We start from the raw sequence: 24,122 nt of genomic DNA, 5'->3' as shown, positions 1-24,122 counted from the left end.
AGACAAAAGGCGGCCGTCGTGGCCGCCTTCTGCAAGAATAACAGCAGATGTCGATGCAAGCTTTCTGATGGAATCCCTCAGAAAAACCTCAGTGCGCTTCGTCCCAGTTCATCGCGGCGCGGGCGTCGACCTTGAGCGGCACGCGCATGTCGAGCGCCGGCATCGCCGCGTTCTCCATCACCGAGACGACGATCGGAATGGTGCGCTCGACCTCCGCATCCTCGACCTCGAAGATCAGTTCGTCGTGCACCTGCAGCAGCATGCGGGCAGAAAGCTTCGCCTCGCTCAGCGCCGGCTCGATCTTGACCATGGCGCGGCGGATGATGTCGGCGGCAGAGCCCTGGATCGGCGCGTTGATCGAAGCGCGCTCGTTGAAGGCGCGATGCGAGGGGATCGACGAGCGGATGTCGGGATAGTGCGCGCGCCTGCCGAAGATCGTTTCGACATAACCGTGCTCGCGGGCAAAGGCCTTGGTGTTTTCCATGTAGTCGCGAATGCCGGGGAAGCGCTCGAAATACTTCTTGATGTAGTCGCTGGCCTCCGACCGCTCGATCGACAACTGGTTGGCCAGACCGAAGGCGGAAATGCCGTAGATGATGCCGAAGTTGATGGCTTTGGCCCTTCTGCGGATTTCGCTCGGCATGCCCTCGACGGGAACGCCGAACATCTCCGAGGCGGTCATGGCGTGAATGTCGACGCCATCGGCAAAGGCCTGGCGCAGCTGCGGGATGTCGGCGACATGGGCAAGCACGCGCAGCTCGATCTGGCTGTAGTCGGCCGAAACCAGCTTGTGTCCGGGCGTGGCGATGAACGCGGTGCGGATCTTGCGGCCTTCGGCGGTGCGCACCGGGATGTTCTGCAGGTTTGGGTCGGACGAGGACAGCCGTCCCGTGGTCGTCGCCGCCAGCGCATAGGAGGTGTGGACGCGCTTGGTGTCCGGATGGACGAAGCCCGGCAGGGCGTCGGTATAGGTCGACTTCAGCTTTGTCATCTGGCGCCAGTCGACGATCTTGCGCGGCAGCTCGTGGCCTTCGGCCGCGAGGTCCTCCAGCACCTGCGCCGAGGTCGACCATTGGCCGGTCTTGGTCTTCGAACCACCGGGCAACCCCATCTTGCCAAAGAGGATATCGCCGAGCTGCTTCGGCGAGCCGACGGTAAATGTTTCGCCGGCCAGCTTGTAGATCTCGTCTTCGAGTGCGGCAGCGCCTTGCGCCAGTTCGCCCGAGAGGCGCGACAGGATCTGGCGGTCGATGGTGATGCCGCGCTCTTCCATATGCGCCAGCACCGGCACCAGCGGCCGCTCCAGCCGTTCATAGACACGCACCAGCCCCTTGGCCGCAAGCCGTGGCTTCAGCACGTGCCAGAGGCGCAGGGTGACGTCGGCGTCCTCGGCGGCATAGGCGGTGGCGCGATCGATATCGACATAATCGAAGGTCACCGACGATTTGCCGCTGCCGGTCATGTCCTTGTAGGCGATCGGCTTGTGGCCGAGCCAGCGTTCCGACAGCGCGTCCATCCCGTGCGTGCCGTTGCCGGCATCGACGACATAGGACATCAGCATGGTGTCGTCGAAGCCCTTCACGGTGATGCCGTGTCGCTTCATGATCAGGTAATCGTATTTCAGGTTCTGCGCGACCTTCAGCACCGACGGGTCTTCGAGCAGCACCTTCAGCCGGCTCAGCGCGTCACGCACCGGGATCTGGTTTTCCGCATGGCCGCCGCCGAGAAGATCGCCGACGCCGGTCTTGTGGATCAGCGGCACGTAAGCCGCGCGGATCACGGTTCCCGCGGGGTCCTTGGCATAGTCGGCAAGCGCCAGCGAGAAGCCGACAAGCTCGGCCTGCATGGCATCGAGCGACGTGGTTTCGGTATCGAAGGCAACGAGGCCCGCATCCCTGGCATCGGCAATCCAGGCGTCGAGCGTGGCCACATCGCGGATCGCGACGTAGCGCGCGTGGTCGATCGCAGCGCTGGCAAAAAGCGCTGCACGCGACTGCGCGAGCGCCTCGGGCGTCGCTTCGCCGGCCTCGCCTGTTGAGACGCCCTCGCCCGCAGGTGCTGCATCTCCGGTGCTTGAGGGCCCCGGGGCGGCCGAGGCCTTGTCGAGATCCGGCCCGCGCGCATCCGCGCCCCACTCGACCGGCACCGTGGCCGGCTCGACTGCATCGGCATCCGTGTCGGTGGCAGCAGCGACACGACGGGTGAGCGTGGTGAACTCCATCGCCTTCAGGAAGGCGACGAGACGCGGCCCATCCTGCGGTTCGAGCTGAAAGTCCTCGAGCGGAACGTCGAGCGGCGTGTCGGTGCGCAGCGTCACCAGCTGTCGCGACAGGCGGGCGAGGTCGGCATTGGCGATGATGTTTTCGCGGCGCTTGGCCTGCTTGATCTCGCCGGCACGCGCCAAGAGCGTGTCGAGGTCGCCGTATTCTTCCAGCAATTGGGCAGCCGTCTTCGGGCCGATGCCGGGAATGCCGGGCACGTTGTCGGTGGAATCGCCGGTCATCGCCTGGAGGTCGATCATCTTCTCCGGCGGCACGCCCCATTTCTCGATCACTTCGGGGATCGAGATCTGCTTGTCCTTCATGCTGTCGTACATCGACACGTTCGGCGTCACCAACTGCATCAGGTCCTTGTCGGAGGAGATGATGGTGACGCTGGCGCCGGCCTGTTCGGCAAGGCGCGTGTAGGTGGCGATCAGATCGTCGGCCTCGAAGCCTTCCTTCTCGATGCACGGCAGGTTGAAGGCGCGCGTGGCGTGGCGGATCAGCCCGAATTGCGGGATGAGATCCTCCGGCGGCGCCGAGCGATTGGCCTTGTAGAGATCGTAGAGTTCGTTGCGGAACGTCTTCGAGGAATAGTCGAAAATGACGGCGAAATGTGTCGGCGTCACACCGACCGACGTGTCGCGCGCATCGGTCAGCAGCTTCCACAGCATGTTGCAGAAACCGGACACCGCATTGACCGGAAGGCCATCGGATTTGCGGTTTAGCGGCGGGATGGCGTGGAACGCCCGGAAGATGAATCCGGAGCCGTCGACGAGGAAGAGGTGATCACCGTTTTTCATCGGCAATGGATAGCGCGGGGTGAGCCAAACGTCCATTGCGGTTTTCCACGCCCGCGACATTCTCACCCCATTGTTGCGAGGGATCCGACAAGGTCCACCCCTTGCACGAACCATCTGTCGTTCGACCGCCCCGACGGCTGGACGCGGACCGATCTGCAGGCTTGAGAATTGGGCATGCGGCACCTATCTCCGACTGCGACGAGGCAGCCGAGCACAACGGTGCGCTGCGTGGTGGTCGGGGCCATGATGACGATGGCGGTCGCGCGTCATGTTCGGTTTCGGCGCGCCGTGGAAAAGCCTTTGGATGCGGCCCAAAGCTTCACGGAAACGTTACGCATTTGTAATGTGCGATTCCTTGGCCCAATCCTTGAAAAGCCACATTTGACTCCTCAAATCTTACTCAACGGCACCGAGTGATGCCGTCTTCTGGTGATTGGCCTGTCCCCCGCCCGCACCAGATGAGGACAAAGGCCTTATCCCCCTCTCCGGGCCTTTGTCCCGTTTTCAGAGAACCGCCACGGCGCCGCCTCCGCGCCGTGGCGGTTTCTCGTTTGTCGGGTCAAATCGTTGTGAGACAAGGCTTTCTCAAGTCCATCGCCTGCTTTGTAACTTGTCTTCGTGCCCCATCGGGCGTACCCATGAGCGTATGGCCTTCAATCGTATGGAATCTGCGACCTACCTGGCCAGCCTGCTGGCCAAAAGTTTCTCGCGTGCGCTCCAGGAGCGCGGTCAGAAGCTCGGCTTCGCGCCCGGGCAGTTTCCCGTCCTTCTGGAATTATGGGCGGAGGAAGGCCTGACCCAGAAGCAGCTTCTCGACAAGCTCGACATCGAACAGGCGACGATGGCCAACACGCTGGCGCGGATGGAGCGCGACGGGCTCATCGTCCGGCGCAAACATCCGCAGGATAAACGCTCGCAGCAGATCTTCCTGACCGAGAGGGCGAGAGAAATCGAAGCCGCTGCCAAGGAGGCGGCGCTTGCCGCGGATCAGTCCTTGCTGTCCGGTCTCAGGCAGTTCGAACGCGAACTGATGCTCGAGTACATGCGCATGGCGCTAGCCCATGCCGCGCGCGACGCCAACACCGCGTGACGAAGCCGCGCCTCTGATCGTCCCATCAAAAAATTTGGCTTAAATCCACCTGCCTGAGGCTTTAAACAACCTGAGCGAGTTCATTCGGACACGCCAGAGTCGCTGCCGCCCGTTGAACGGCTGCGTGATTTCGCTCGCGAAATCGATTCCGATTTGCGACGTCATGCAGTAGGTTCCGGCAAAACTTGAAGCAAGGATATGCATGATGGCAGATATCACCCCCATTCTCGAGCGCGCAGACGCCAACCTGCCGAAGAGCCTGGACAGGCTTTTCGACCTTGTGCGCATCAAGTCGATCTCGACCGATCCGGCCTTCAAGGCCGATTGCCGCAAGGCCGCCGAATGGCTGGTCGCCGAATTGAACGGTCTGGGCTTCACCGCCTCTGTCCGCGACACCCCCGGACATCCGATGGTTGTCGCCCACCACGCCGGCGCCACCGCCGATGCGCCACATGTGCTGTTCTACGGACATTACGACGTCCAGCCGGTCGATCCCCTGAATCTCTGGGATACCGATCCGTTCGAGCCTGGTCTCAAGGAGCTCGAGCCCGGTCGCAAGGTCATCACCGGCCGCGGCACCGCCGACGACAAGGGCCAGCTGCTGACCTTCGTCGAGGCCGCACGCGCCTACAAGGACGTTCACGGGTCGCTGCCCTGCCGCATCACCATCCTGTTCGAAGGGGAGGAAGAGTCCGGCTCGCCGTCTCTGAAACCCTTCCTCGAAGCCAATGCGGCCGAACTCAAAGCCGACTATGCACTTGTTTGCGATACGAGCATGTGGGACCGGGACACGCCGGCGATCTCGGCCGGCTTGCGCGGTCTCGTCGGCGAAGAAGTCGTCATCAAGGCGGCTGATCGCGACCTGCATTCCGGCTACTTCGGTGGTGCTGCCGCCAACCCGATCCGCATCCTCACCGGCATCCTCGCCGGGCTTCACGACGAAGACAGCCGCGTGACCCTTGAAGGCTTTTACGAAGGCGTCGAGGAAACCCCGGCCCAGATCAAGGCCGGATGGGAGACGCTCGGCCAGACGGCCGAAAAGTTCCTCGGTGAAATCGGCCTTTCGATCCCGTCGGGTGAAAAGAACCGCTCGGTTCTCGAACTGACCTGGGCGCGCCCGACCGCCGAGATCAATGGCATCACCGGCGGCTATACCGGCGAAGGCTTCAAGACGGTGATCGCCGCCGAGGCTTCCGCCAAGGTCTCCTTCCGCCTGGTCGGCAACCAGAACCCGGAAAAGATCCGCGAGGCCTTCCGCGCCTATGTGCGCTCGAAGGTGCCCGCCGATTGCACGGTCGAGTTCCACGCCCACGGCGGTTCGCCGGCGATCCAGCTGCCCTACGATTCGAGCCTGCTCAACACGGCGAAGCTTGCCCTCTCCGACGAATGGCCGAAGCCGGCCGTGGTCATCGGCATGGGCGGCTCGATCCCGATCGTCGGCGACTTCCAGAAGATGCTCGGCATGGAATCGCTGCTCGTCGGCTTCGGCCTTTCGGACGACCGCATCCATTCGCCCAATGAAAAGTATGAGCTGCAGTCCTATCACAAGGGCATTCGCTCGTGGATCCGCATCCTGAACGCGCTTGCCGCGTGATATGACAGCGCCGCGCGCCAAATATGGCGCGCGGCATGCCCGCCACCACGGTCACGCAGCTGTCGAGATCAACACGACAAAATCGGCAACCAGCGCTGCGAGTACGCCGCTGCCTGTGACCACCACGCCAATGAAGAAAATGCGCGTCGCCTGATCGTAGACCTTCGGCTGCAGCGAGCGCAATTGGAGAAAATCCCATAGCGCGTGCATCTGCAGGAGGATGCCGATCGCCAAAAGAATGACGGCGGGAAGATCGCCCATATTCCATGGCACCGGATTGGCCGCCCATTGGGTGAGAAAGCCCAGCGAAAACGACAGCACCACACCGACGACGGTCACGGTTCCGTTGCGGAAGACCGGTTCGATCGGCTTTTCCTCGTCCTTCTGCATCAGCCCACTCCGCTTTACCGTGTCGTCTTCGCGATTTCTTGACCAAACACCCGCCTCTGCCGGGGCATCGATCCTTGACCTCACCGGCCTCAGGTGCTTCCCTTTTGCAAAACAAATCAGAATGGGAAATTGGATCATTGGCAAGTGTAAGGACCGAGACGTCGCGTTCTGGGCGCGAAACTGTGAAGAACTGGAGCCGCGATGGTGGCTGCTTTCATGAACAGATGCGTCCAGAGATGGTTGCGACGCCGTCGTCAGAGCCTTCGGCCAGGTTTGTAGTAGCGATCGCGACGCCGGTATGAGCAGGCTGCGCGCGTATTTCTGGCCCATCGTCGGGCTGGCGGCGATCATCTTTTCGGTGCATGCGCTCTATCACGAGCTGAGCGGTCTCTCGCTGGACGATTTCCTCGCCAGCTTCAAGGCGATTTCCCTGAAAAGCTGGCTTCTGGCGATCGGCGCCACACTGGTCGCCTATGCCGCGCTTGCCGGCTACGACAAGCTGGCGCTCGATCACCTCGGTCACCGCATCTCGCTGTGGTTCATCACGGTCTGCTCGTTCACCACCTACGCTCTCTCGCACAATCTCGGCGCCTCCGTCTTTTCCGGCGCTGTCGTGCGCTATCGGGCCTACCGATCGAAGGGGCTGACGCCGGGAGAAGTCGGCGTGCTCGTCGCCTTCTGCTCGTTCACCTTCGCGCTCGGGACCCTGATGCTGTCGGCGATCGTGCTTCTGGTGAAACCGGAAATCATCGAACGGTTCGCCGAATTCCTGCCGGTCGAAATGTCGTTGACGACAGGCGTGCTGATCCTGATCGTCATCGCGCTCTATGTCATCGGCAGCCTCGTCGGCTTCCCCTCGATCCGCACGCGCTGGTTCCAGCTGCATTATCCGAAACCCGCCATCGTGCTGCGGCAGTTGGTGATCGCGCCTGTCGAGCTGATCGGTGCGGCCGGGATCATCTATTTCGCCCTGCCGGAAGCCGGCAATCCGGGTTTCATCGTCATCCTGGGGATTTTTCTGGCGTCTTTCTCGGCAGCACTGCTTTCGCACGCGCCGGGCGGGCTTGGCGTGCTGGAGCTGGTCTTCATCGCAGCCCTTCCGGAAATGGACCCGGCCGACGTGCTGGCGGCCCTTGCGATCTTCCGGATCCTCTACCTGGTCATTCCGTTCATCATGGCGCTTGGCGTCATCCTGGTGTTCGAACGGTCGCGGTTCCTCGCAGAGCGGCGCGGCCCCATTCAGTAAGGTCTGGACGAGGGGTCGTCACGGTGCGTTGCAGACGGACGGAAGCGCCGCTTCGAGCGGCCCCTTCACTTCCTTCAAGCGTGCAGCTTCGATCTGATAGGGCGTGAACGGCGGCACCTGCAGCGACGGATTGATGATCCGCGTCACATAGCAGCCAGCGAAGAACCGGACGCGCGCGCGTTTCTCGATCGATTTCACCGCGACCGGCACCGCCGAGTAGATGCTGCCGGCGCCGGCCTCGGTCTTGACCTTGCCGAGCTTCACTTCGACAGAAACCGTCCGCTCGTAGCCGCGCATGAAAGCCTTGTACCCGCCGGCGGGCTTCGTCTCGCCGAAATAGCCGAAGGCGCGCGCATATTCCTTGCGATTGATGGCGTTGTAGAGCGACCGGACGACAGCGGCACCATCAGAGCGATCGTCGACATAGGCGACGCTGTCTTGCGCCAGAGCTTCGGAATTCACGGCGGCGAGCGTCGAAAAGGCAAGCGCGGCAGCGGACGGAAACTTCATGGGCATTCCTCCTCATCGGCTTTCGGGGCAGCCAACCGAGCACAACATCAAGGCGAAGCCATAGCAGGATTCGCCAAAATATCGATATCGCCGGTCAGGCCGGCGGCAGGCCCGCCTTGCGGCGGGCAACGATGCGCTCGCGCCAGACCGTGAAGATGCCGGCTGCCACCACCAGCACCGAGCCGGCAATCATGTTGGTGGTCAGCGTCTCGCCGAAAATGCTGACGCCCATGACCGACGCGAAGACCAGTTGGAGGTAAGTCAGCGGCTGCACGGCGACCGCGTCCAGCACATCATAGGCGCGGATGAGGAAGTAGTGGCTGGAGGTTCCGGTGAGGCACAGGAGCAGCATCCAGCCCCAGTCCGGCGGCGACAACGTCGCCCAGAAAAACGGACCGACAAGGCTGATCGCCAGGGCGCCGACGATGCCGCTATAGAAGAAGCTCGTCATCGCGCGATCGTCTCGACTGACCAGCCGGGTGACGATGACATAGAGGGCAAAGACAAGGGCTGCCGCCAAAGGCAACAGGAACGCTGTCTCGAACAGGCCCTCAGCGGGTTTCAGGATCAGGAGAACGCCGATAAGCCCGACCGAGATCGCCAGCCATCGGCGCCAGCCGACACGCTCGCCGAGAAGCGGCATCGACAGAAGGGCAACGAACAGAGGTGTCGCCGCAAGGATTGCCTGCGAATGCGCCAGTCCCACCAGCGTGAACGAGGTGATCACCATGACGATCTGCAACGGCAACAGCAGGCCGCGCAGCACCTGCAGCAGCGGTCTTTTGGTCGTGGCCGTCACCTTGAGTCCGCCGGTTGCGCGGACGGCGAGAACGACGGCAAACAGGGCAAAGGCCCAATAGCGGATCATCGCCACGAAGACCGGCGGATAGATACTGCCCAGATGTTTGGAGATGCCGTCCTGGATCGCAAAGATGACGATAGCCAGCAGCGCGTAGATATAGCCGTTTGCCTTGGAGCCCATGTCCGCGCCGATACACCCGGAAGGCCCGCAGGACCAGTTAAATCTGCGCCGACATTCAGAAGACTTCATCGGGGCTTCAGTGATGTCCGGACATGAAAAGAGCCCCGCGCGGGAGGAGGTGCGCGGGGCTCTCAAACTTGACCGGCGACTGGGAGGAGGAGTGCCACCGATCCGCATCGGGCGCCGCGGGAGGAGGTGCAGCGCTTCGATAAGTGTTATAATAATCATGCGTCGCAATATTTCAAGAGTGGATTTGCTGCGCCGCACAATTTTCCTGATGATTTCGGCGCAAGACAGAGGCAGCCGGCCCTGGAGGCGAGGCGACCGCCAGCAGCGAGCCGGCAAAACGCGACGGCGGAACAACTGCCTGCAATCCAATTCCTGCACCCGACACAACGACCCAAACAAAATCGTGATTTCGGGCAAATCGCACCGGGGGTTAGAATTTTTCTGCGAGCGAGAAGGAGAAGTTCATGAAGACGCTTCTAGTGGCCATAGTCGCCATCGGCCTGTCCGCCCCCATGGCAGTTGCGGAATGCGCCTATCACGCCAGGACCAACGCAGCGATCGATACGGCAACAACGACCGCCAGCATCACGACGGAAAGCCAGTCGACCTCCGAAGAGACGGTGCTGTTGAAAAAGACCGATCGTATCGTTCAGGACGAAAAGACCGCTGAATAGCCCGGTATCGACAGGCCCAAGACCGGATCTTCGTGTCGGTCGGTCTCCAAAGCGTCCGCGGCCGTCGATATGGCGTGCGCCAAGGAATGCGTGGACCAATGGATGACGCCTGCAAAGGCGCAGACGTCTGGACCGCAAGAGCCTCAGCGTGGTGGCGTGACGCGATCGGTTTTGAGACCCGATTCCAAGCGTCTCGCCTGCCCACACGGCCCGCGGCGCCAGGGCTGGCGGTATTGCGCGAACGAAGCGGCAACGCTCCGTAACACCAGATCCGGCAAGCTGTTGAAGAGCATGCATATTTTACAATCTCGTTTTTAACCCCCCCTTAAATTGCCGCATTTAAAGTTCACCGCATCGCCGTGGCGGGTCGATCGATCAACTTCCCCGCCCTTGAGATTGCGTTTGCCGCTGGGGCAAAACGACTGGGCACCCGCGATGCGGCATGAGGGGTAAATCCAAACGGCATGGCAGCAAGCGGCAAGTCAGGACAACGGATCGAGCCCTCGTTCGGCGGCAATGCCGACGACGATGATGACGATTTTCGCATCGAGGCCAGCGATCGCGTGACCGGCGGCGGCCGCAAGCCGACCCGTGGAAAATCGGCTCCCGCGCCCAAGAAGAAGACGCAGCGCAGCAAACGTGGCGGATCGCGACGCGGCTCCGGCAATGGCGGCGGTTTCATCGGCCTCGTGCGTACGTTGTTTTACTGGTGCATCGTGCTCGGCATCTGGGGCGCGATGGGCGTCGGCGGCCTCGTGCTCTACTACGGCGCGCGCATGCCGAACGCCGAGAGCTGGTCGATCCCCGAGCGTCCGCCCAACGTCAAGATTCTCGCCGTCAATGGCGACAACATTGCCAATCGCGGCACGACAGGCGGCGAAGCGCTGTCGCTCGAAAACATGTCGCCCTACATTCCTCAGGCGGTGATCGCCATCGAGGACCGCCGGTTCTATTCGCATTTCGGCGTCGATCCGCTCGGCCTGGCGCGCGCCATGCTCACCAATGTCACCACCGGCCGGATGGTCCAGGGCGGCTCGACGCTGACCCAGCAGCTGGCCAAGAACCTGTTCCTGTCGCCGGAGCGCACGCTTGAACGCAAGGTGCAGGAAGTGCTGCTCGCCTTCTGGCTGGAGCAGAAATATTCCAAGGACCAGATCCTGGCGATGTATCTCAACCGGGTGTTCTTCGGCTCGAATGCCTATGGCGTCGAGGCGGCGTCTCGGCGCTACTTCAACAAGTCGGCGCGCGATGTAAACCTCGGCGAAGCGGCTCTGCTGGCCGGCCTGCTGAAGGCACCTTCGCGCCTGTCGCCGGCCCGTGATCCAAAGGCGGCAGAAGAGCGCGCCCAGGTCGTTCTGGGCGCCATGCGCGAGGAAGGCTTCGTCACCGACAGCGAGATCAAGACGGCGATGTCGCAGGCGCCGACCAAGGCCAAGAGCTATTGGTCGGGCGCCGAGCACTATGTCGCCGATATGGTGATGGACCAGCTTCCCGGCATGATCGGCGAGATCAAGGAAGACCTGATCGTCGACACGACGATCGACCTCAATCTGGAAAAGAAGGCGGAAGAGGCGATCAGCGCTACGCTTGACGCCGACGGCAAGAAGCTCGACGCCTCGCAGGCAGCCCTGGTGTCGATCGACGGCACCGGCGCCATCCGCGCGCTCGTCGGCGGCAAGGATTATGCCGAAAGCCAGTTCGACCGCGCTTCCAAGGCCAAGCGCCAGCCGGGCTCGGCCTTCAAACCCTTCGTCTATGCGGCAGCGCTTGAGATCGGCCGCACGCCGATGTCGATTCGAAATGACGGCCCGGTCAGGATCGGCAACTGGACACCTGAAAATTACGACCAGAAATACCGCGGCGAGGTCACGCTCGCCGACGCGCTCGCAAACTCGCTGAACACCATCGCCGCGCAGCTGGTGATGGAGGTCGGCCCTCAGAACGTGGTCAAGGTGGCGCACCGCCTCGGCATCGATTCCGAGATGCAGGCCAATGCCTCGATTGCGCTCGGCACCTCGGAAGTCAGCCTGGTCGAGCTGACCTCGGCCTATGCGCCGTTCATGAACGGCGGCTTCAAGGCGACGCCGCATGTCATTCGCCGGATTTCGAAAGCCGACGGCACGGTGCTTTACGAAAACACCTACGACAACCCGCCGCGCGTGCTCGACCCGGCCATCGTCAGCGAAATGAACCAGATGATGGTCCGGGTGCTGACCAACGGCACCGGCAAGAAGGCGCAGCTGAAGGGCTGGGAAGCGGCCGGCAAGACCGGCACCACGCAATCTTTCCGCGACGCGCTTTTCGTCGGCTATACCTCGAACCTCACGACCGGCGTCTGGTTCGGCAATGACGACGGCAAGTCGATGAAGAAGGTCACCGGCGGCGGCCTGCCCGCCAAGGCGTGGCACGACTTCATGGTGACCGCGCATGAAGGGCTTTCTCCCTCGCCGCTGTTCGGCACCACCGGGGTGCAGCCGGTCTTCGACGACGGCGGCACACCGCCGGCCCCGACCGGAGATGTTCTTTCCGGCGATCCGAACGCCTTTCCGGCACCGCCTGTTGGCGTCGACGGTTCGATGGCCGTCCAGCAGACCCGCCCCTTGCCCGAAGGCAACGGCGGTTTGGTACCGCCGGCCGATGTCGGCGAAACCACCGGCGCCACCAAGCGCACGACACTTTTCGATATCCTGACAGGCGGTTGAGGCGGCGCAAACGGCGCCGTCGCACCGCTTTGGGGTAGTCCCGGCCGTCGGCGAAATGCCGATTGTCCGCTATAGGCCAATCGCAGGCTTGCTTTTGCCCTCAATCGCCCCGCACAATGCCTTGCAGTCCGAAACGCCGGTCCTTATATACGCCGCATCGGCGCAGCCAACGCTGCGAAGAAATCCAAAGACCATCCCGTTAGGGGCTGTCTCACGAATGCCTGACCGGGTTCCGACAGTCCGCTGCAAGGAGAGAACGACATGGCTAAAGTTATTGGTATTGACTTGGGAACGACCAACTCCTGCGTCGCCGTCATGGACGGAAAAGATGCGAAGGTCATTGAAAATGCCGAGGGCGCGCGCACGACCCCCTCGATGGTTGCATTCAGCGAAGACGGCGAACGTCTCGTTGGCCAGCCGGCCAAGCGCCAGGCGGTCACCAACCCGGAAAACACGCTTTTTGCGATCAAGCGCCTGATCGGCCGGACCTTCCAGGATCCGACCACGCAAAAAGACAAGGACATGGTTCCTTACAAGATCACCAAGGCCGACAATGGCGATGCCTGGGTCGAAGCACACGGCACGGCCTACTCGCCGTCGCAGATCTCCGCCATGATCCTTCAGAAGATGAAGGAAACGGCTGAATCCTACCTCGGTGAAAAGGTCGAGAAGGCCGTCATCACCGTTCCGGCCTACTTCAACGACGCTCAGCGCCAGGCAACCAAGGATGCCGGCAAGATCGCCGGTCTCGAAGTGCTGCGCATCATCAACGAGCCGACGGCTGCAGCGCTTGCCTACGGCCTCGACAAGAAGGACGGCAAGACGATCGCCGTTTATGACCTTGGCGGCGGCACCTTCGATATCTCGGTTCTCGAAATCGGCGACGGCGTCTTCGAAGTGAAGTCGACCAACGGCGACACCTTCCTCGGCGGCGAAGACTTCGACATGCGTCTGGTCCAGTACCTCGCCGGCGAATTCAAGAAGGAACAGGGCATCGACCTGAAGAACGACAAGCTCGCTCTTCAGCGCCTGAAGGAAGCTGCCGAAAAGGCCAAGATCGAGCTGTCCTCGTCGCAGCAGACCGAAATCAACCTGCCGTTCATCACGGCCGACGCTTCCGGTCCGAAGCACCTGACGATGAAGCTGACCCGCGCCAAGTTCGAAGCGCTCGTCGACGACCTGATCCAGCGCACCGTTGCGCCTTGCAAGGCAGCCCTCAAGGATGCCGGCGTTTCGGCGGCCGAGATCGACGAAGTCGTTCTCGTCGGCGGCATGAGCCGCATGCCGAAGGTGCAGGAAACCGTCAAGCAGCTGTTCGGCAAGGAGCCGCACAAGGGCGTGAACCCGGATGAAGTCGTCGCCATGGGCGCTGCGATCCAGGCCGGCGTTCTGCAGGGCGACGTCAAGGACGTTCTGCTGCTCGACGTGACCCCGCTGTCGCTCGGCATCGAAACGCTTGGTGGCGTCTTCACCCGCCTGATCGAACGCAACACGACGATCCCGACCAAGAAGTCGCAGACCTTCTCGACCGCCGACGACAACCAGTCGGCCGTGACGATCCGCGTCTCCCAGGGCGAACGCGAAATGGCAGCCGACAACAAGCTGCTCGGCCAGTTCGATCTCGTCGGCATTCCGCCGGCACCGCGCGGCATGCCGCAGATCGAAGTGACCTTCGACATCGACGCCAACGGCATCGTCCAGGTCTCGGCCAAGGACAAGGGCACGGGCAAGGAGCACCAGATCCGCATCCAGGCATCCGGTGGCCTGTCCGACGCCGACATCGAGAAGATGGTCAAGGACGCGGAAGCCAATGCCGAAACCGACAAGAAGCGCCGCGAAGGCGTGGAAGCGAAGAACCAGGCGGAAAGCCTGATCCATTCTTCGGAAAAGTCGCTGAAGGACTATGGCGACAAGGTTTCGGAAACCGACCGCAACGCGATCTCCGACGCGATTGCCGCGCTGAAGACCGCCGTCGAGGCTTCCGAGCCGGACGCCGAAGACATCAAGGCCAAGACCAACACGCTGATGGAAGTGTCCATGAAGCTTGGTCAGGCGATCTATGAGGCCCAGCAGACGGACGCCGCCCATGCGGACGCCGCCGCTGACGCAGCCCGCGACGGCGATGTCGTCGATGCGGACTACGAAGAAGTCAACGACGAAGACGACCGCAAGCGTTCGGCCTAAGTCGCCCTCTTCTAGAGACGGAAAAGCCCGGGGTGACTCGGGCTTTTTTGTTGCTCTTTATCCCCCCGGAGGCTCGCGCCGAACGGCTTTTCCACGGACGGGCGGCAACGGACCCACGCTTCTGAGACGGCCGCCATGGGACAACGTCGCGGGCTGGAATGGCAACGAATGGCACCAGCGAGGCACGGAACCGGCAGAAACGTCATTTTTCCGACAAAAAACCGCATCTGCAGCTCGATGGGCTATGGTATCGCGCTTCAAGGTTTACTAAATCCTGTGGCAAGGTAACCAGGCAGCCGCCGGGCCCCCGCGCTGGCACGCCTTGTCAACAGGACAATCTTTGAAGAATGAAACGTGATCTTTACGAAACGCTTGGCGTTGCCAAGACCGCGGATGAGAAGGAGCTGAAGAGCGCCTTCCGCAAACTGGCGATGAAGTATCATCCGGACAAGAACCCCGGCGACGCCGCCTCGGAAAAGACCTTCAAGGAAATCAACGAAGCCTACGAGACGCTCAAGGATCCGCAGAAGCGCGCGGCCTACGATCGCTACGGCCACGCCGCCTTCGAGCAGGGCGGCATGGGCAACGGCTTTGGCGGTGGCGCCGGTGGCGCCGGCGGTTTCTCCGACATCTTCGAAGACATCTTCGGCGAGATGATGGGTGGCGGACGCCAGCGGCGTTCATCGGGCGGCCGCGAGCGCGGCGCCGATCTGCGCTACAACATGGAAATCTCGCTGGAAGAAGCCTATTCCGGCAAGACCGCACAGATCCGGGTTCCGACCTCGATCACCTGCGACGTCTGCACCGGGTCGGGCGCCAAGCCCGGCACCAGCCCGAAGACCTGCGGCACCTGTCAGGGCTCCGGTCGCGTGCGCGCCGCCCAGGGCTTCTTCTCGATCGAACGCACCTGCCCGACCTGCGGCGGCCGCGGCCAGACGATCACCGACCCCTGCACCAAGTGCCACGGCCATGGCCGCGTCACTGAAGAGCGCACCCTCTCCGTCAACATCCCGGCCGGCATCGAAGACGGCACGCGCATTCGCCTCTCCGGCGAAGGGGAAGCCGGCGTGCGCGGCGGACCGGCGGGCGATCTCTACATCTTCCTCTCGGTCAAGCCGCATGAGTTCTACCAGCGCGATGGCGCCGATCTCTATTGCAGCGTGCCGATCTCGATGACGACGGCGGCCCTCGGCGGCAAGTTCGACGTCACCACGCTCGACGGCACCAAGTCGCGCGTCACCGTCCCGGAAGGCACCCAGGCCGGTAAGCAGTTCCGCCTGAAGGGCAAGGGCATGCCGGTGCTGCGCTCCAGCCAGACCGGCGATCTCTACATCCAGATGCAGATCGAGACACCGCAGAAGCTGACCAAGCGCCAGCGCGAACTGCTGCAGGAATTCGAGCAGATCTCGTCGAAGGACAACAATCCGGAATCCGCCGGCTTCTTTGCCCGGATGAAGGATTTCTTCGACACGCTGAGCGACTGACGCTCAGCGGTCGCCTCCAGGATTATGTCATGGCCGCAAGCTGCCAAAGCCCGGCCATGACGATCACGACGCCTGCGGCGCGAGACAGCGTGCGGCCGCCGGGCAGGATTTTTTCGGCAAGCACAAAAATGGCGATCGCCGCGATCCAGAGCACGTTCATCACGCCGCCGATGAACAAAAGCGCCATCAGCGCCCAGCAGCAACCGACACAATAAAGACCGTGCAGCAGACCGAGCCGGAAAGCGCCGCCGGCATCGCGGCGAAAGCCGCCATGGTTCTGGATGAACAGGAACGGTGCCTGGCACTGCCTCAGGCAGGCGTCCTTCAACGGCGTCCATTGAAACAGCCCGACCGAAATCAGGATGACAGCGCTCAGAATGCGGCTGGCGCTCGCCAGCATCGGCGTCAGCAGCAGCGCTTCCTCCAGCAGCCATTGCCCTGATGTTGCCAGGGCGGCAAACAGGACCCAGGCGGAAAGATAGCCGCCGGCAAAAAAGCCGGTGGCGGCGAATGGCTTGTTGTCGCGTGCCGCCTGCCGCCCGACACGGGCATAGAGCAGGATCATGGGCGCCGCCGAAGGCGTCATCATGCCGATCATCATCACCGCCCACATGACGAAGGCATAGGCGAAGGTCGAGGCACTCCACGGACGGAGGGTCGTATCGGCCATCGACGCCATGGCATCCGGCGTCATGCCCATGTCGCCGCCCGCGGTCATATCCATGGCCATGTCCCCGCCCATGGCATCGCCCGAGGCGGGCATGACCGCCATAGTATCCATTCCGGCTGCCAGCCAGAGGATATAGAGCCAGGTAACCCCGGTCAGTGCCAACAGCGCGATCACGACGATCACCCGGTCGCGCCTGAGAAGCGTTTCGAGCGCGGTGTCGGCCATGGGCGTCAGTGAACCACACCGCTTTCGGTCAGATGCATGCTGGCGAAATGCGCGTGCGAATCGGGGATCGACAGTGCCAGCGGCCCCTTCGTATCGGCCCATCCGCGCCCGACTTCGCAGATATCGTATTCGAAGCCCTGCGGCAGGTTGATGCGCGCCTGATGCGGGCTTCCGGTTACCGGGTTCAGGATCGGCTCGCCGCGCGCCTCGATCCAGCCGGGCACGTTCAGCCGCGCCGTACGGGCGCTCACGTCGACATCGAAATCGATCTCGGCAAAGACCGGGTCGTGAAAGGTTTCAAATGTGGTGGCGAACACCTGGAAGAAGGTCGCGCCCGGCTCGGTATCCTGGCCGCTCATGATGCGCAGCAACGACTCCCGTTGCGCCGGAGTGGCGCGGATATCGACGATCGGCACGACCGCCCCTTTGCCCTCGTGAATTGCGCCCGGCCAGGCCGCGATCAGTCCGCATCGCAAGCCGTCGAGGCGCGTTTCGCCGTGATGACCGGTCTCGATCTCGATCCCGCCGACGGCGCAGCAGTTGCCGTGGGTCGGTAGCGCATTGAACTGACAGGGGCAGCCATAGGCGCAATTGCAGTGAATGAATTCACGACCCTTTATCGTCCATCTGACACTCGACATCGTCTCCTCCCGGATCTGATCGGTGTGAAATCTGCTTCCTTCTCTTCCAATGCCCGGCGATTTATTAGAATAAAAAAATATACTCTTCTCGGTGACCGATGCCAACGCCGGAGGCGGAGGCCAGGGATGGACTTCGCCACCGCCCGACGCCGAACGGCGGGCGGTGGCATCAAGCAGCAATCAGAGCGTGGCCATGCCACCGTCGATGATCAGTTCGGCACCGACGGTAAACGCGGCCTCGTCGGAGGCGAGAAAGACGATTGCCTTGGCGATCTCGCTTGCGTCGCCAAAGCGGCCGAGCGGGATCTGCGCGGCGATCGATGCGACAATCTCCTTGTTTTCCGCCGGCGTCGCGCCGTGACCGTCATGCAACGGCGTCTTGATCGGTCCGGGGCTGACGGCATTGACGCGAATGCCACGGCCGATCAGTTCGCCGGAAAGGGTCTTGGCAAGCGACAGCAAGGCGGCCTTGCTGAGTGCATAGACGCTGGAGGTCGGCATGCCGATATGGGCGTTGATCGAGGTATTGAGCACGATCGAGGCCGGCTTGGAAAAAATCGGCAACAGCGCCTGGATCAGGAAGAACGGACCCTTGACGTTGATGTCAAGCGACCGGTCGAAGCTTGCTTCATCCCAGCTTTCAATCGGCTGGAGCCTGGCGATGCCGGCGTTGACGAAGAGAATGTCGAGATGGCCGAAGGCGGCTTTCACCTGCTCCGCAACAGCGGCCTGGTTGGCGGCGTTGCCGGCATCGGCCTCGATGATGAGAACATCTTCGCCGAGCACCCTGCGCGCTTCGGCAATGTTCACCGGATTGGTGCCGGTAACGGCGACCCTTGCCCCCTCGGCGATGAACTGGCGCGCCGTCTCGAGGCCGATGCCGCTGGTGCCGCCGGTAATCAACGCGTTCTTGTTTTGCAGACGTGACATGATGGATTTCCTTTTGTTGCGTTGGGTTTGGACCGATCGTCTTTGCATCGACCGCTGTCCTTCGATGCCGATAGATATGGCCGAAGATTTCCGTTCGGATTAGTCTGCCAATGATGGAACTCGAATTCGGGAAAACCGAACGATGCTGAAAATCGAAGGAATCGCCGCCTTTGTCGCGGTTGCGGAGGCCGGCTCGATCAGCGAGGCGGCGCGTCGGCTGCGGTTGTCGAAATCGGTGATCAGTGAACGGGTTTCCGAACTGGAACGCAGCCTGAACGCAACGCTCCTGCATCGCACCACGCGCAAGCTGACGCTGACCGAAGATGGCATCGCCTTTCGCGAGCGCGCGGTGCGGATCGTCAGCGAGGTCCAGGCCGCCGCCAGCGATCTGGCCGAGCGCAGGGGAACGCTGACGGGGCCGCTCCGGATCGCCGCCCCCGTCAGCTTCGGGCACCGGCATCTCGGACCGGCGCTCTACCCCTTTCTGGCCGCGCATCCCGAGATCGAACTGACGCTCGACCTCGACGACCGCCGGGTCGACGTCGCCTCCGAGGGGTTTGATGCGATCGTGCGCCACGGCGTCATCGCCGATTCACGACTGGTCGTGTGGAAACTCGCCAAGAGCCGGCGCCTGCTGGTTGCCTCCCCCGGCTATCTCGAGCGCCACGGCACGCCGGCCTCGCTGGCCGAACTCAACGATCACCGCGGCATCTTCTATACCAACCGCGGCGCCTCCGACTGGCGGTTCGAGGGGCCGACTGGCTCGACCGTCATCCGCGCCCGCATGGCGCTCAGGATCAACAACGGCGACATGATCCACGATGCCGCCGTCTCCGGGCTTGGTATAGCGCTGCTACCGGCCTTCCTCTGCGGCCCCGCCGTCCGCGATGGCCGTTTGCGCGAGATCGATATCGGGTTTCGCCCGGAACCGGAGTTCATCTACATGGCCCACCCCGAAGGCCGGCGATCCTCGGCGAAACTCAGGGCAATCGCCGAGCATCTGAAGAAGGCTTTTGGCGATCCGCCGCATTGGGATCCGTGAAACGGCAGGGTTTCGGCCGCGACTGTGTGGCGCTGCCCCAAAGCTGGCGGTTTCTCGACGAAGTCTTGACCAACTCTCGACGACCGAGGGTTGCTATCGGCCGAATGCGTCTTGCAACCGAAAATGGGATGCTTATCTCCCCTCCATGCGACACGTCCTCCTCACCTGGATCACACTCATGACGCTCGGCACAACCGCACAGGCAGCCCCTCTTTCCGCAACCGATGACGAAATCCTGGAAATACTAGCCGCGCGTATCGACGCGCAGAAACAGTCGGTCGGCATCGTCGTCGGCATTATCGATGCCGAGGGAAAGCGGGTCGTGGCGCACGGCCGCCTGGAGAAGGACGACGCGCGTCCGCCCGATGGCAACACCGTGTTCGAGATCGGCTCGGTGACGAAGGTCTTCACTGCACTCGCGCTTGCCGACACGGTCGAACGCGGCGGCGTCCAGCTCGACACGCCGGTTTCGCAGCTGCTGCCGGAAAGCGTTGTCCTGAGGCAGGCAACCGATGGCAAGCCGATCACGCTCAAACACCTGGCGACGCACATGTCCGGCTTGCCGCGATTGCCGGGTAATCTGGTGCCGGCCGACGACAACGATCCCTATGCCGACTATGGCGTCGCCAAGCTTTACGCCTTCCTTTCCAGTCATCAGCCGACCCGGCCGCCCGGCGGTGAGCACGAGTATTCCAACCTCGGCTACGGCCTGCTTGGCCATTTGCTCGCATTGCAGTCGGGCCAGTCCTACGAGGCGCTCGTCAGCGAGCGCATCACTGTCCCGCTCGGCATGGCCGATACCGCAATCACCGCGCTTCCCGAATGGCAGGGGCGGCGCGCAACCGGCCACGATGCTGGCCTGGAGCCGACAAGCGATTGGGACCTTGGAGCGCTACAGGGCGCGGGAGCGTTGCGCTCGACGGCCAACGATCTGCTGATCTTCCTCCAGGCGGCGATGGGCAAGAAACCCTCGACCCTGGCGCCCGCGTTTTCAGCGATGCTGCGCAATCGGCAGCCATTGGGTGACGGCACCGCCGAGCAGGCGCTCGGTTGGGTAATCTCAGGGCAAGGCGACAGGCAGATCGTCTGGCACAATGGCGGCACCGGCGGTTACCGCTCCTTCGTCGGCTTCCGTCCATCGACAGGCGTCGGCGTGGTGGTCCTGTCGAACACCTCGACAGAAATCGGCGTCGACGACATCGGTGAGCACCTGCTCGACCGGGAAAGCCCCCTGGCACACGCCCCGGTTCAGCGCATCGCCATCACGGTCGACCCGGCGACCTACGATGCCTATCTCGGCACCTTTCGGCTGGCGCCCGGTTTCGATCTGACGGTCTTTCGCGATGGCAACAGGCTGTTTGCGCAGGCAACGGGTCAGGGACCGATCGAACTTTTCGCCGAGGCGGAGCACCGCTTCTTTGCAAAATCGGTCGATGCGCAGATGACCTTCAAGGTTGGGGCCGGCGCTCGCGCCGCAAGCCTGACGCTGCATCAAAATGGCCAGGATAGCCTGGCCCCACGCGTCAGCGACTGACGTGTCTCGAATTCGAATGGGAGCCGCCCCCGGCAATGAGCCGGGGGCCGATGGGATCACAAAAACAGAGCAACCGCGAAGTAGGTGAGCGCCGAGATCGCCGCAGCGGCCGGCATGGTCACGAACCAGGCGATGACGATGTTGCCGGCAAGGCCCCAGCGCACAGCCGAAACGCGCTTGGCGGCGCCGACGCCGATGATGGCACCGGTGATCGTGTGGGTGGTCGATACCGGAATGCCGAGCCAGGTGGCGGCAAACAGCGTGATGGCACCGCCGGTTTCGGCGCAAAAGCCCTGCATCGGATTGAGCTTGGTGATCTTCGAGCCCATCGTGTGCACGATGCGCCAGCCGCCGAACAGCGTTCCGAGCGCGATAGCCGCCTGGCAGGTGATCACCACCCAGAACGGCACGTAGAACTCGGAACCGAGATAGCCCTGCGAGAACAGGAGCACGGCGATGATGCCCATGGTCTTCTGCGCGTCGTTGCCGCCGTGGCCGAGCGAATAGAGCGAGGCCGAGATGAACTGCATCACGCGGAATTTACGGTCGACCGCAAACGGCGTCTGGCGCACGAAAATCCAGGAAACGATGAGGATCAACATCAGCGCCAGGAAGAAGCCGATCATCGGCGACATGAAGATGGCGCCGACGGTCTTCAGAAGACCGGTCCAGACGATGGCGTCCCCGCCGGTGCGCGCCAGGCCGGCGCCGACGAGACCGCCGATCAGCGCATGCGAGGAGCTTGACGGGATGCCGAAGATCCAGGTCGCAATGTTCCAGAAGATCGCGCCCATCAGCGCCGCGAAGATCACCAGCGGCGTGACGATGCTCGGATCGATGATGCCCTTCCCGAGCGTCTCGGCCACATGCAGCCCGAAGAACAGGAAGGCGATGAAGTTGAAGAACGCCGCCCACATGACGGCGTATTGCGGCCTGAGCACCCGGGTCGAAACGATCGTCGCGATCGAGTTGGCGGCGTCATGCAGCCCGTTGAGAAAGTCGAAGAACAGCGCAATCGCGATCAGCGCGACCAGCAACGGCAAAGCGAGCGTCGCGTCCATCAGACGTTCTCGATCACGATGCCGCTGATCTCGTTGGCAACATCCTCGAAGCGGTCGACGACCTTTTCGAGTTCGCCATAGATCTCGCTGCCGATGATATAGGCCATCGCGTTGTTGGCGCCATGGCGGCGGAAGAGATCCTTGAGGCCCTGGTCATGAAGCTCGTCGGACCGGCCTTCGATGCGCGTGACCTCTTCGGCAATGGCGATGAGCCGGCCATGGTTGGCGCCAATGCGATCGAGCAGCGGAATGGCCTCGGCGATCAGATGCGCCGCCTGAACGACGATGGTGCCCATTTCCTGCATGCCCGGATCGAAGGTCTTCTGTTCGAACAGCCGGATGGTCTTGACCGTCTTGTGCATCATGTCGATGGCATCATCCATCGACTGGATGAGATCCTTGATGTCGCCACGATCGAACGGCGTGATGAAGGAGCGGCGCACTGCCAGCAGCACGTCGCGGGTAATGTTATCAGCCTCGTCTTCAAGCGCGACGATGCGGTCGCAATGCTTTTCGAGGTCGCTGCCGCCGGCCAGAAGCTTTTCGAGCGCTTCGGCGGCACCGACGACGGTGCGCGAATGATGGGCGAAGAGATCAAAGAAGCGGTCTTCGCGGGGAAGGAGTTTGCGGAACCAAGCCAGCATCACAAATGTATCCGTTCGTGGATTGTCATGCGGCTGTCATATTGTACGCAAGCGATCAAGAAAAGCGCTGAAACGCAGGGATCGTAAGGCTTTCCCCGCCGTTATCGAGCGTTTTTGCCTCGAAGGGTTGATGCCGCCTTTCGCCTTGCCTTGGCGGGCGCTTTCGTCCTACTGCATAATTTCTTAAATCGGCATCGGTTTAGGCCAAGAATTATGCAGCGCGTTTAAAGTGTTACAGCGTCCCTGCGCGTCCTCCAGACGCGCTGTTGCTGGCGCGGACGTCGGATCCGGACCCGAAATGCCACAGAAGGTCTTTCTCAATCGTCTGAAGCTCAGCGAGTTCCGCAATTATGCGGCGCTGTCGCTGGCGCTCGACCAGCGGCATATCGTGCTGACCGGCGAGAACGGCGCCGGCAAGACCAATCTGATGGAAGCGGTGTCTTTTCTGTCGCCCGGCCGGGGCCTCCGGCGTGCCGCCTATGCCGATGTTGCCCGCGTCGGCGCCAGCGACGGCTTTTCGGTCTTTGCCGAAGTGGTGGGCATGGAAGGCCCGGTCGAGATCGGCACCGGCACGGCCGGCACGAATGAGGGGCAATCGCGGCGGCTGCGGCTGAACGGTACCGCGGCGAGCATGGTCGATGAACTGACCGACCATCTGCGCGTGCTATGGCTGACGCCGGCCATGGACGGGCTTTTCACCGGCCCGTCGGCCGATCGCCGCCGCTTCCTTGACCGGCTTGTGCTTTCTCTCGACCCGGAGCACGGCCGACGCGCCAGCGAATTCGATCGCGCCATGCGCAGCCGCAATCGGCTCTTGAGCGAATTTCGCCCTGATCCCGCCTGGCTCACCGCCATCGAAAAGGAAATGGCCGGGCTCGGCGTGTCGATGGCGCTGGCCCGGCAGGAAATGCTGGGTCTGCTGACCGCGCTGGTCGAAAGAAACACCGGCGACAGCGTCTTTCCGTCCGCGCGCCTGGCGCTCTCCGGCTTCTTCGACAATGATAGCCACAGGCCGGCCTTCGACCTTGAAGAGCAGTATCTCACCATGTTGCGCGAGGGCCGGCCGCGCGATGCGGCCGCCGGCCGGACGCTCGATGGACCGCATCGCAGCGACCTGTTGATCCGCCACCGCGAGAAGGATATGGAGGCCGAGCGCTGCTCAACCGGCGAACAAAAGGCACTGCTCGTCGGCCTGGTGCTCGCCCATGCGCGCCTTGTCGGCGACATGACCGGCCACGCCCCCATCCTGCTGCTCGACGAGATCGCCGCCCATCTGGACATGGGCCGCCGCGCCGCCTTGTTCGATCTCGTCGACGGGCTCGGCGGCCAGGCCTTCATGACCGGAACGGACCGTGCAATGTTCGATGCGCTCGGCGAGCGCGGCCGGTTCCTGACCGTGGAGCACGGAAGCGTTTCTGGATGATGGAGCCGATGATGGAAAGTGTC

At 62.6% G+C, this 24,122-nt stretch carries 19 protein-coding genes; 10 read left to right on the top strand and 9 right to left on the bottom strand.

The features are described from left to right. Positions 1-88: 88 nt before the first annotated feature. On the bottom strand, positions 89-3,064 hold the full coding sequence (polA, locus tag HT585_RS00355) for a DNA polymerase I (RefSeq protein WP_176352139.1): 2,976 nt from the start codon (positions 3,062-3,064) through the stop codon (positions 89-91). Between the two features lie 646 nt (positions 3,065-3,710). On the opposite strand from polA, the gene HT585_RS00350 reads away from it, so the two are divergent. Further along, a complete protein-coding gene (locus HT585_RS00350; RefSeq protein ID WP_176351119.1) occupies positions 3,711-4,154 on the top strand; it encodes a MarR family winged helix-turn-helix transcriptional regulator in 444 nt (147 codons plus the stop codon). Between the two features lie 202 nt (positions 4,155-4,356). Then, positions 4,357-5,748, top strand: a complete 1,392-nt coding sequence (locus tag HT585_RS00345) for a M20/M25/M40 family metallo-hydrolase (protein WP_176351118.1) — start codon at positions 4,357-4,359, stop codon at positions 5,746-5,748. 51 nt (positions 5,749-5,799) lie between these two features. Here HT585_RS00345 and HT585_RS00340 read toward each other — a convergent pair whose 3' ends face one another. Then, complete coding sequence (locus HT585_RS00340; protein ID WP_176351117.1) at positions 5,800-6,138, bottom strand: hypothetical protein; 339 nt, start codon at positions 6,136-6,138, stop codon at positions 5,800-5,802. Positions 6,139-6,436: 298 nt separating this feature from the next. Here HT585_RS00340 and HT585_RS00335 point away from each other — a divergent pair, with 298 nt between their 5' ends. Beyond that, positions 6,437-7,384, top strand: a complete 948-nt coding sequence (locus HT585_RS00335) for a lysylphosphatidylglycerol synthase transmembrane domain-containing protein (protein ID WP_176351116.1) — start codon at positions 6,437-6,439, stop codon at positions 7,382-7,384. 18 nt (positions 7,385-7,402) lie between these two features. Here the strand turns inward: HT585_RS00335 and HT585_RS00330 are convergent, their stop codons facing one another. Together HT585_RS00330 and HT585_RS00325 are read right to left on the bottom strand one after the other, a co-directional pair. Further along, positions 7,403-7,894: a hypothetical protein gene (locus tag HT585_RS00330; protein ID WP_176351115.1), complete on the bottom strand. Its 492-nt coding sequence runs from the start codon at positions 7,892-7,894 to the stop codon at positions 7,403-7,405. A gap of 94 nt (positions 7,895-7,988) precedes the next feature. Continuing rightward, positions 7,989-8,876 carry a DMT family transporter gene (locus HT585_RS00325; protein ID WP_176351114.1) on the bottom strand — a complete coding sequence of 296 codons (888 nt, stop codon included), beginning with the start codon at positions 8,874-8,876 and terminating at the stop codon, positions 7,989-7,991. A 473-nt stretch (positions 8,877-9,349) separates the two neighbouring features. Here HT585_RS00325 and HT585_RS00320 point away from each other — a divergent pair, with 473 nt between their 5' ends. From HT585_RS00320 to dnaJ, 4 genes are all read left to right on the top strand, one after another. Further along, entirely contained in the window at positions 9,350-9,559 is a 210-nt protein-coding gene (locus tag HT585_RS00320) for a hypothetical protein (RefSeq protein ID WP_176351113.1), read from the top strand. Between the two features lie 464 nt (positions 9,560-10,023). Continuing rightward, the gene (locus HT585_RS00315; RefSeq protein ID WP_176351112.1) at positions 10,024-12,261 is read left to right on the top strand and encodes a transglycosylase domain-containing protein; all 2,238 of its coding nucleotides are present in this window, start codon (positions 10,024-10,026) and stop codon (positions 12,259-12,261) included. A 261-nt stretch (positions 12,262-12,522) separates the two neighbouring features. After that, a complete protein-coding gene (dnaK, locus tag HT585_RS00310; RefSeq protein WP_176351111.1) occupies positions 12,523-14,445 on the top strand; it encodes a molecular chaperone DnaK in 1,923 nt (640 codons plus the stop codon). A 347-nt stretch (positions 14,446-14,792) separates the two neighbouring features. Beyond that, the gene (gene dnaJ / locus HT585_RS00305) at positions 14,793-15,929 is read left to right on the top strand and encodes a molecular chaperone DnaJ (protein ID WP_077499455.1); all 1,137 of its coding nucleotides are present in this window, start codon (positions 14,793-14,795) and stop codon (positions 15,927-15,929) included. Positions 15,930-15,951: 22 nt separating this feature from the next. Here the strand turns inward: dnaJ and HT585_RS00300 are convergent, their stop codons facing one another. The 3 genes from HT585_RS00300 to HT585_RS00290 all read right to left on the bottom strand — a co-directional run bounded on the left by HT585_RS00300 (position 15,952) and on the right by HT585_RS00290 (position 18,395). Continuing rightward, positions 15,952-16,824, bottom strand: coding sequence for a DUF2182 domain-containing protein (locus HT585_RS00300; RefSeq protein ID WP_176351110.1), 873 nt, complete (start codon positions 16,822-16,824; stop codon positions 15,952-15,954). Positions 16,825-16,829: 5 nt separating this feature from the next. Then, a complete protein-coding gene (locus HT585_RS00295; protein WP_176351109.1) occupies positions 16,830-17,465 on the bottom strand; it encodes a DUF1326 domain-containing protein in 636 nt (211 codons plus the stop codon). A 180-nt stretch (positions 17,466-17,645) separates the two neighbouring features. Next, positions 17,646-18,395: an SDR family oxidoreductase gene (locus HT585_RS00290; RefSeq protein ID WP_176351108.1), complete on the bottom strand. Its 750-nt coding sequence runs from the start codon at positions 18,393-18,395 to the stop codon at positions 17,646-17,648. A gap of 142 nt (positions 18,396-18,537) precedes the next feature. Between HT585_RS00290 and HT585_RS00285 the strand changes: the two genes are divergently transcribed. Together HT585_RS00285 and HT585_RS00280 are read left to right on the top strand one after the other, a co-directional pair. Beyond that, positions 18,538-19,437: a LysR family transcriptional regulator gene (locus tag HT585_RS00285; RefSeq protein WP_176351107.1), complete on the top strand. Its 900-nt coding sequence runs from the start codon at positions 18,538-18,540 to the stop codon at positions 19,435-19,437. Positions 19,438-19,615: 178 nt separating this feature from the next. After that, on the top strand, positions 19,616-20,971 hold the full coding sequence (locus HT585_RS00280; protein ID WP_176351106.1) for a serine hydrolase: 1,356 nt from the start codon (positions 19,616-19,618) through the stop codon (positions 20,969-20,971). 56 nt (positions 20,972-21,027) lie between these two features. Here HT585_RS00280 and HT585_RS00275 read toward each other — a convergent pair whose 3' ends face one another. Both HT585_RS00275 and HT585_RS00270 read right to left on the bottom strand, forming a co-directional pair. Continuing rightward, positions 21,028-22,032 (bottom strand): inorganic phosphate transporter, encoded by a 1,005-nt coding sequence (locus HT585_RS00275; RefSeq protein WP_077499467.1) that lies wholly within the window; start codon positions 22,030-22,032, stop codon positions 21,028-21,030. Further along, complete coding sequence (locus HT585_RS00270; protein ID WP_176351105.1) at positions 22,032-22,676, bottom strand: DUF47 domain-containing protein; 645 nt, start codon at positions 22,674-22,676, stop codon at positions 22,032-22,034. The genes HT585_RS00275 and HT585_RS00270 overlap by 1 nt, the downstream gene beginning before the upstream one ends. Before the next feature lie 298 nt (positions 22,677-22,974). Between HT585_RS00270 and recF the strand changes: the two genes are divergently transcribed. Further along, entirely contained in the window at positions 22,975-24,099 is a 1,125-nt protein-coding gene (gene recF / locus HT585_RS00265; protein WP_176351104.1) for a DNA replication/repair protein RecF, read from the top strand. Positions 24,100-24,122 lie beyond the last annotated feature (23 nt).

It is taken from the genome of Ensifer oleiphilus, assembly GCF_013371465.1.
Classification (GTDB): Bacteria; Pseudomonadota; Alphaproteobacteria; order Rhizobiales; family Rhizobiaceae; genus Ensifer; species Ensifer oleiphilus.
This window is presented reverse-complemented; position numbering and strand designations above follow the sequence as displayed.

Coding starts and splice junctions, on each gene's coding strand:
- polA (WP_176352139.1), bottom strand. CDS start 3,064: ATGAAAAACGGTGATCACCTCTTCCTCGTCGACGGCTCCGGATTCATC.
- HT585_RS00350 (WP_176351119.1), top strand. CDS start 3,711: ATGGCCTTCAATCGTATGGAATCTGCGACCTACCTGGCCAGCCTGCTG.
- HT585_RS00345 (WP_176351118.1), top strand. CDS start 4,357: ATGATGGCAGATATCACCCCCATTCTCGAGCGCGCAGACGCCAACCTG.
- HT585_RS00340 (WP_176351117.1), bottom strand. CDS start 6,138: ATGCAGAAGGACGAGGAAAAGCCGATCGAACCGGTCTTCCGCAACGGA.
- HT585_RS00335 (WP_176351116.1), top strand. CDS start 6,437: ATGAGCAGGCTGCGCGCGTATTTCTGGCCCATCGTCGGGCTGGCGGCG.
- HT585_RS00330 (WP_176351115.1), bottom strand. CDS start 7,894: ATGAAGTTTCCGTCCGCTGCCGCGCTTGCCTTTTCGACGCTCGCCGCC.
- HT585_RS00325 (WP_176351114.1), bottom strand. CDS start 8,876: ATGGGCTCCAAGGCAAACGGCTATATCTACGCGCTGCTGGCTATCGTC.
- HT585_RS00320 (WP_176351113.1), top strand. CDS start 9,350: ATGAAGACGCTTCTAGTGGCCATAGTCGCCATCGGCCTGTCCGCCCCC.
- HT585_RS00315 (WP_176351112.1), top strand. CDS start 10,024: ATGGCAGCAAGCGGCAAGTCAGGACAACGGATCGAGCCCTCGTTCGGC.
- dnaK (WP_176351111.1), top strand. CDS start 12,523: ATGGCTAAAGTTATTGGTATTGACTTGGGAACGACCAACTCCTGCGTC.
- dnaJ (WP_077499455.1), top strand. CDS start 14,793: ATGAAACGTGATCTTTACGAAACGCTTGGCGTTGCCAAGACCGCGGAT.
- HT585_RS00300 (WP_176351110.1), bottom strand. CDS start 16,824: ATGGCCGACACCGCGCTCGAAACGCTTCTCAGGCGCGACCGGGTGATC.
- HT585_RS00295 (WP_176351109.1), bottom strand. CDS start 17,465: ATGTCGAGTGTCAGATGGACGATAAAGGGTCGTGAATTCATTCACTGC.
- HT585_RS00290 (WP_176351108.1), bottom strand. CDS start 18,395: ATGTCACGTCTGCAAAACAAGAACGCGTTGATTACCGGCGGCACCAGC.
- HT585_RS00285 (WP_176351107.1), top strand. CDS start 18,538: ATGCTGAAAATCGAAGGAATCGCCGCCTTTGTCGCGGTTGCGGAGGCC.
- HT585_RS00280 (WP_176351106.1), top strand. CDS start 19,616: ATGACGCTCGGCACAACCGCACAGGCAGCCCCTCTTTCCGCAACCGAT.
- HT585_RS00275 (WP_077499467.1), bottom strand. CDS start 22,032: ATGGACGCGACGCTCGCTTTGCCGTTGCTGGTCGCGCTGATCGCGATT.
- HT585_RS00270 (WP_176351105.1), bottom strand. CDS start 22,676: ATGCTGGCTTGGTTCCGCAAACTCCTTCCCCGCGAAGACCGCTTCTTT.
- recF (WP_176351104.1), top strand. CDS start 22,975: ATGCCACAGAAGGTCTTTCTCAATCGTCTGAAGCTCAGCGAGTTCCGC.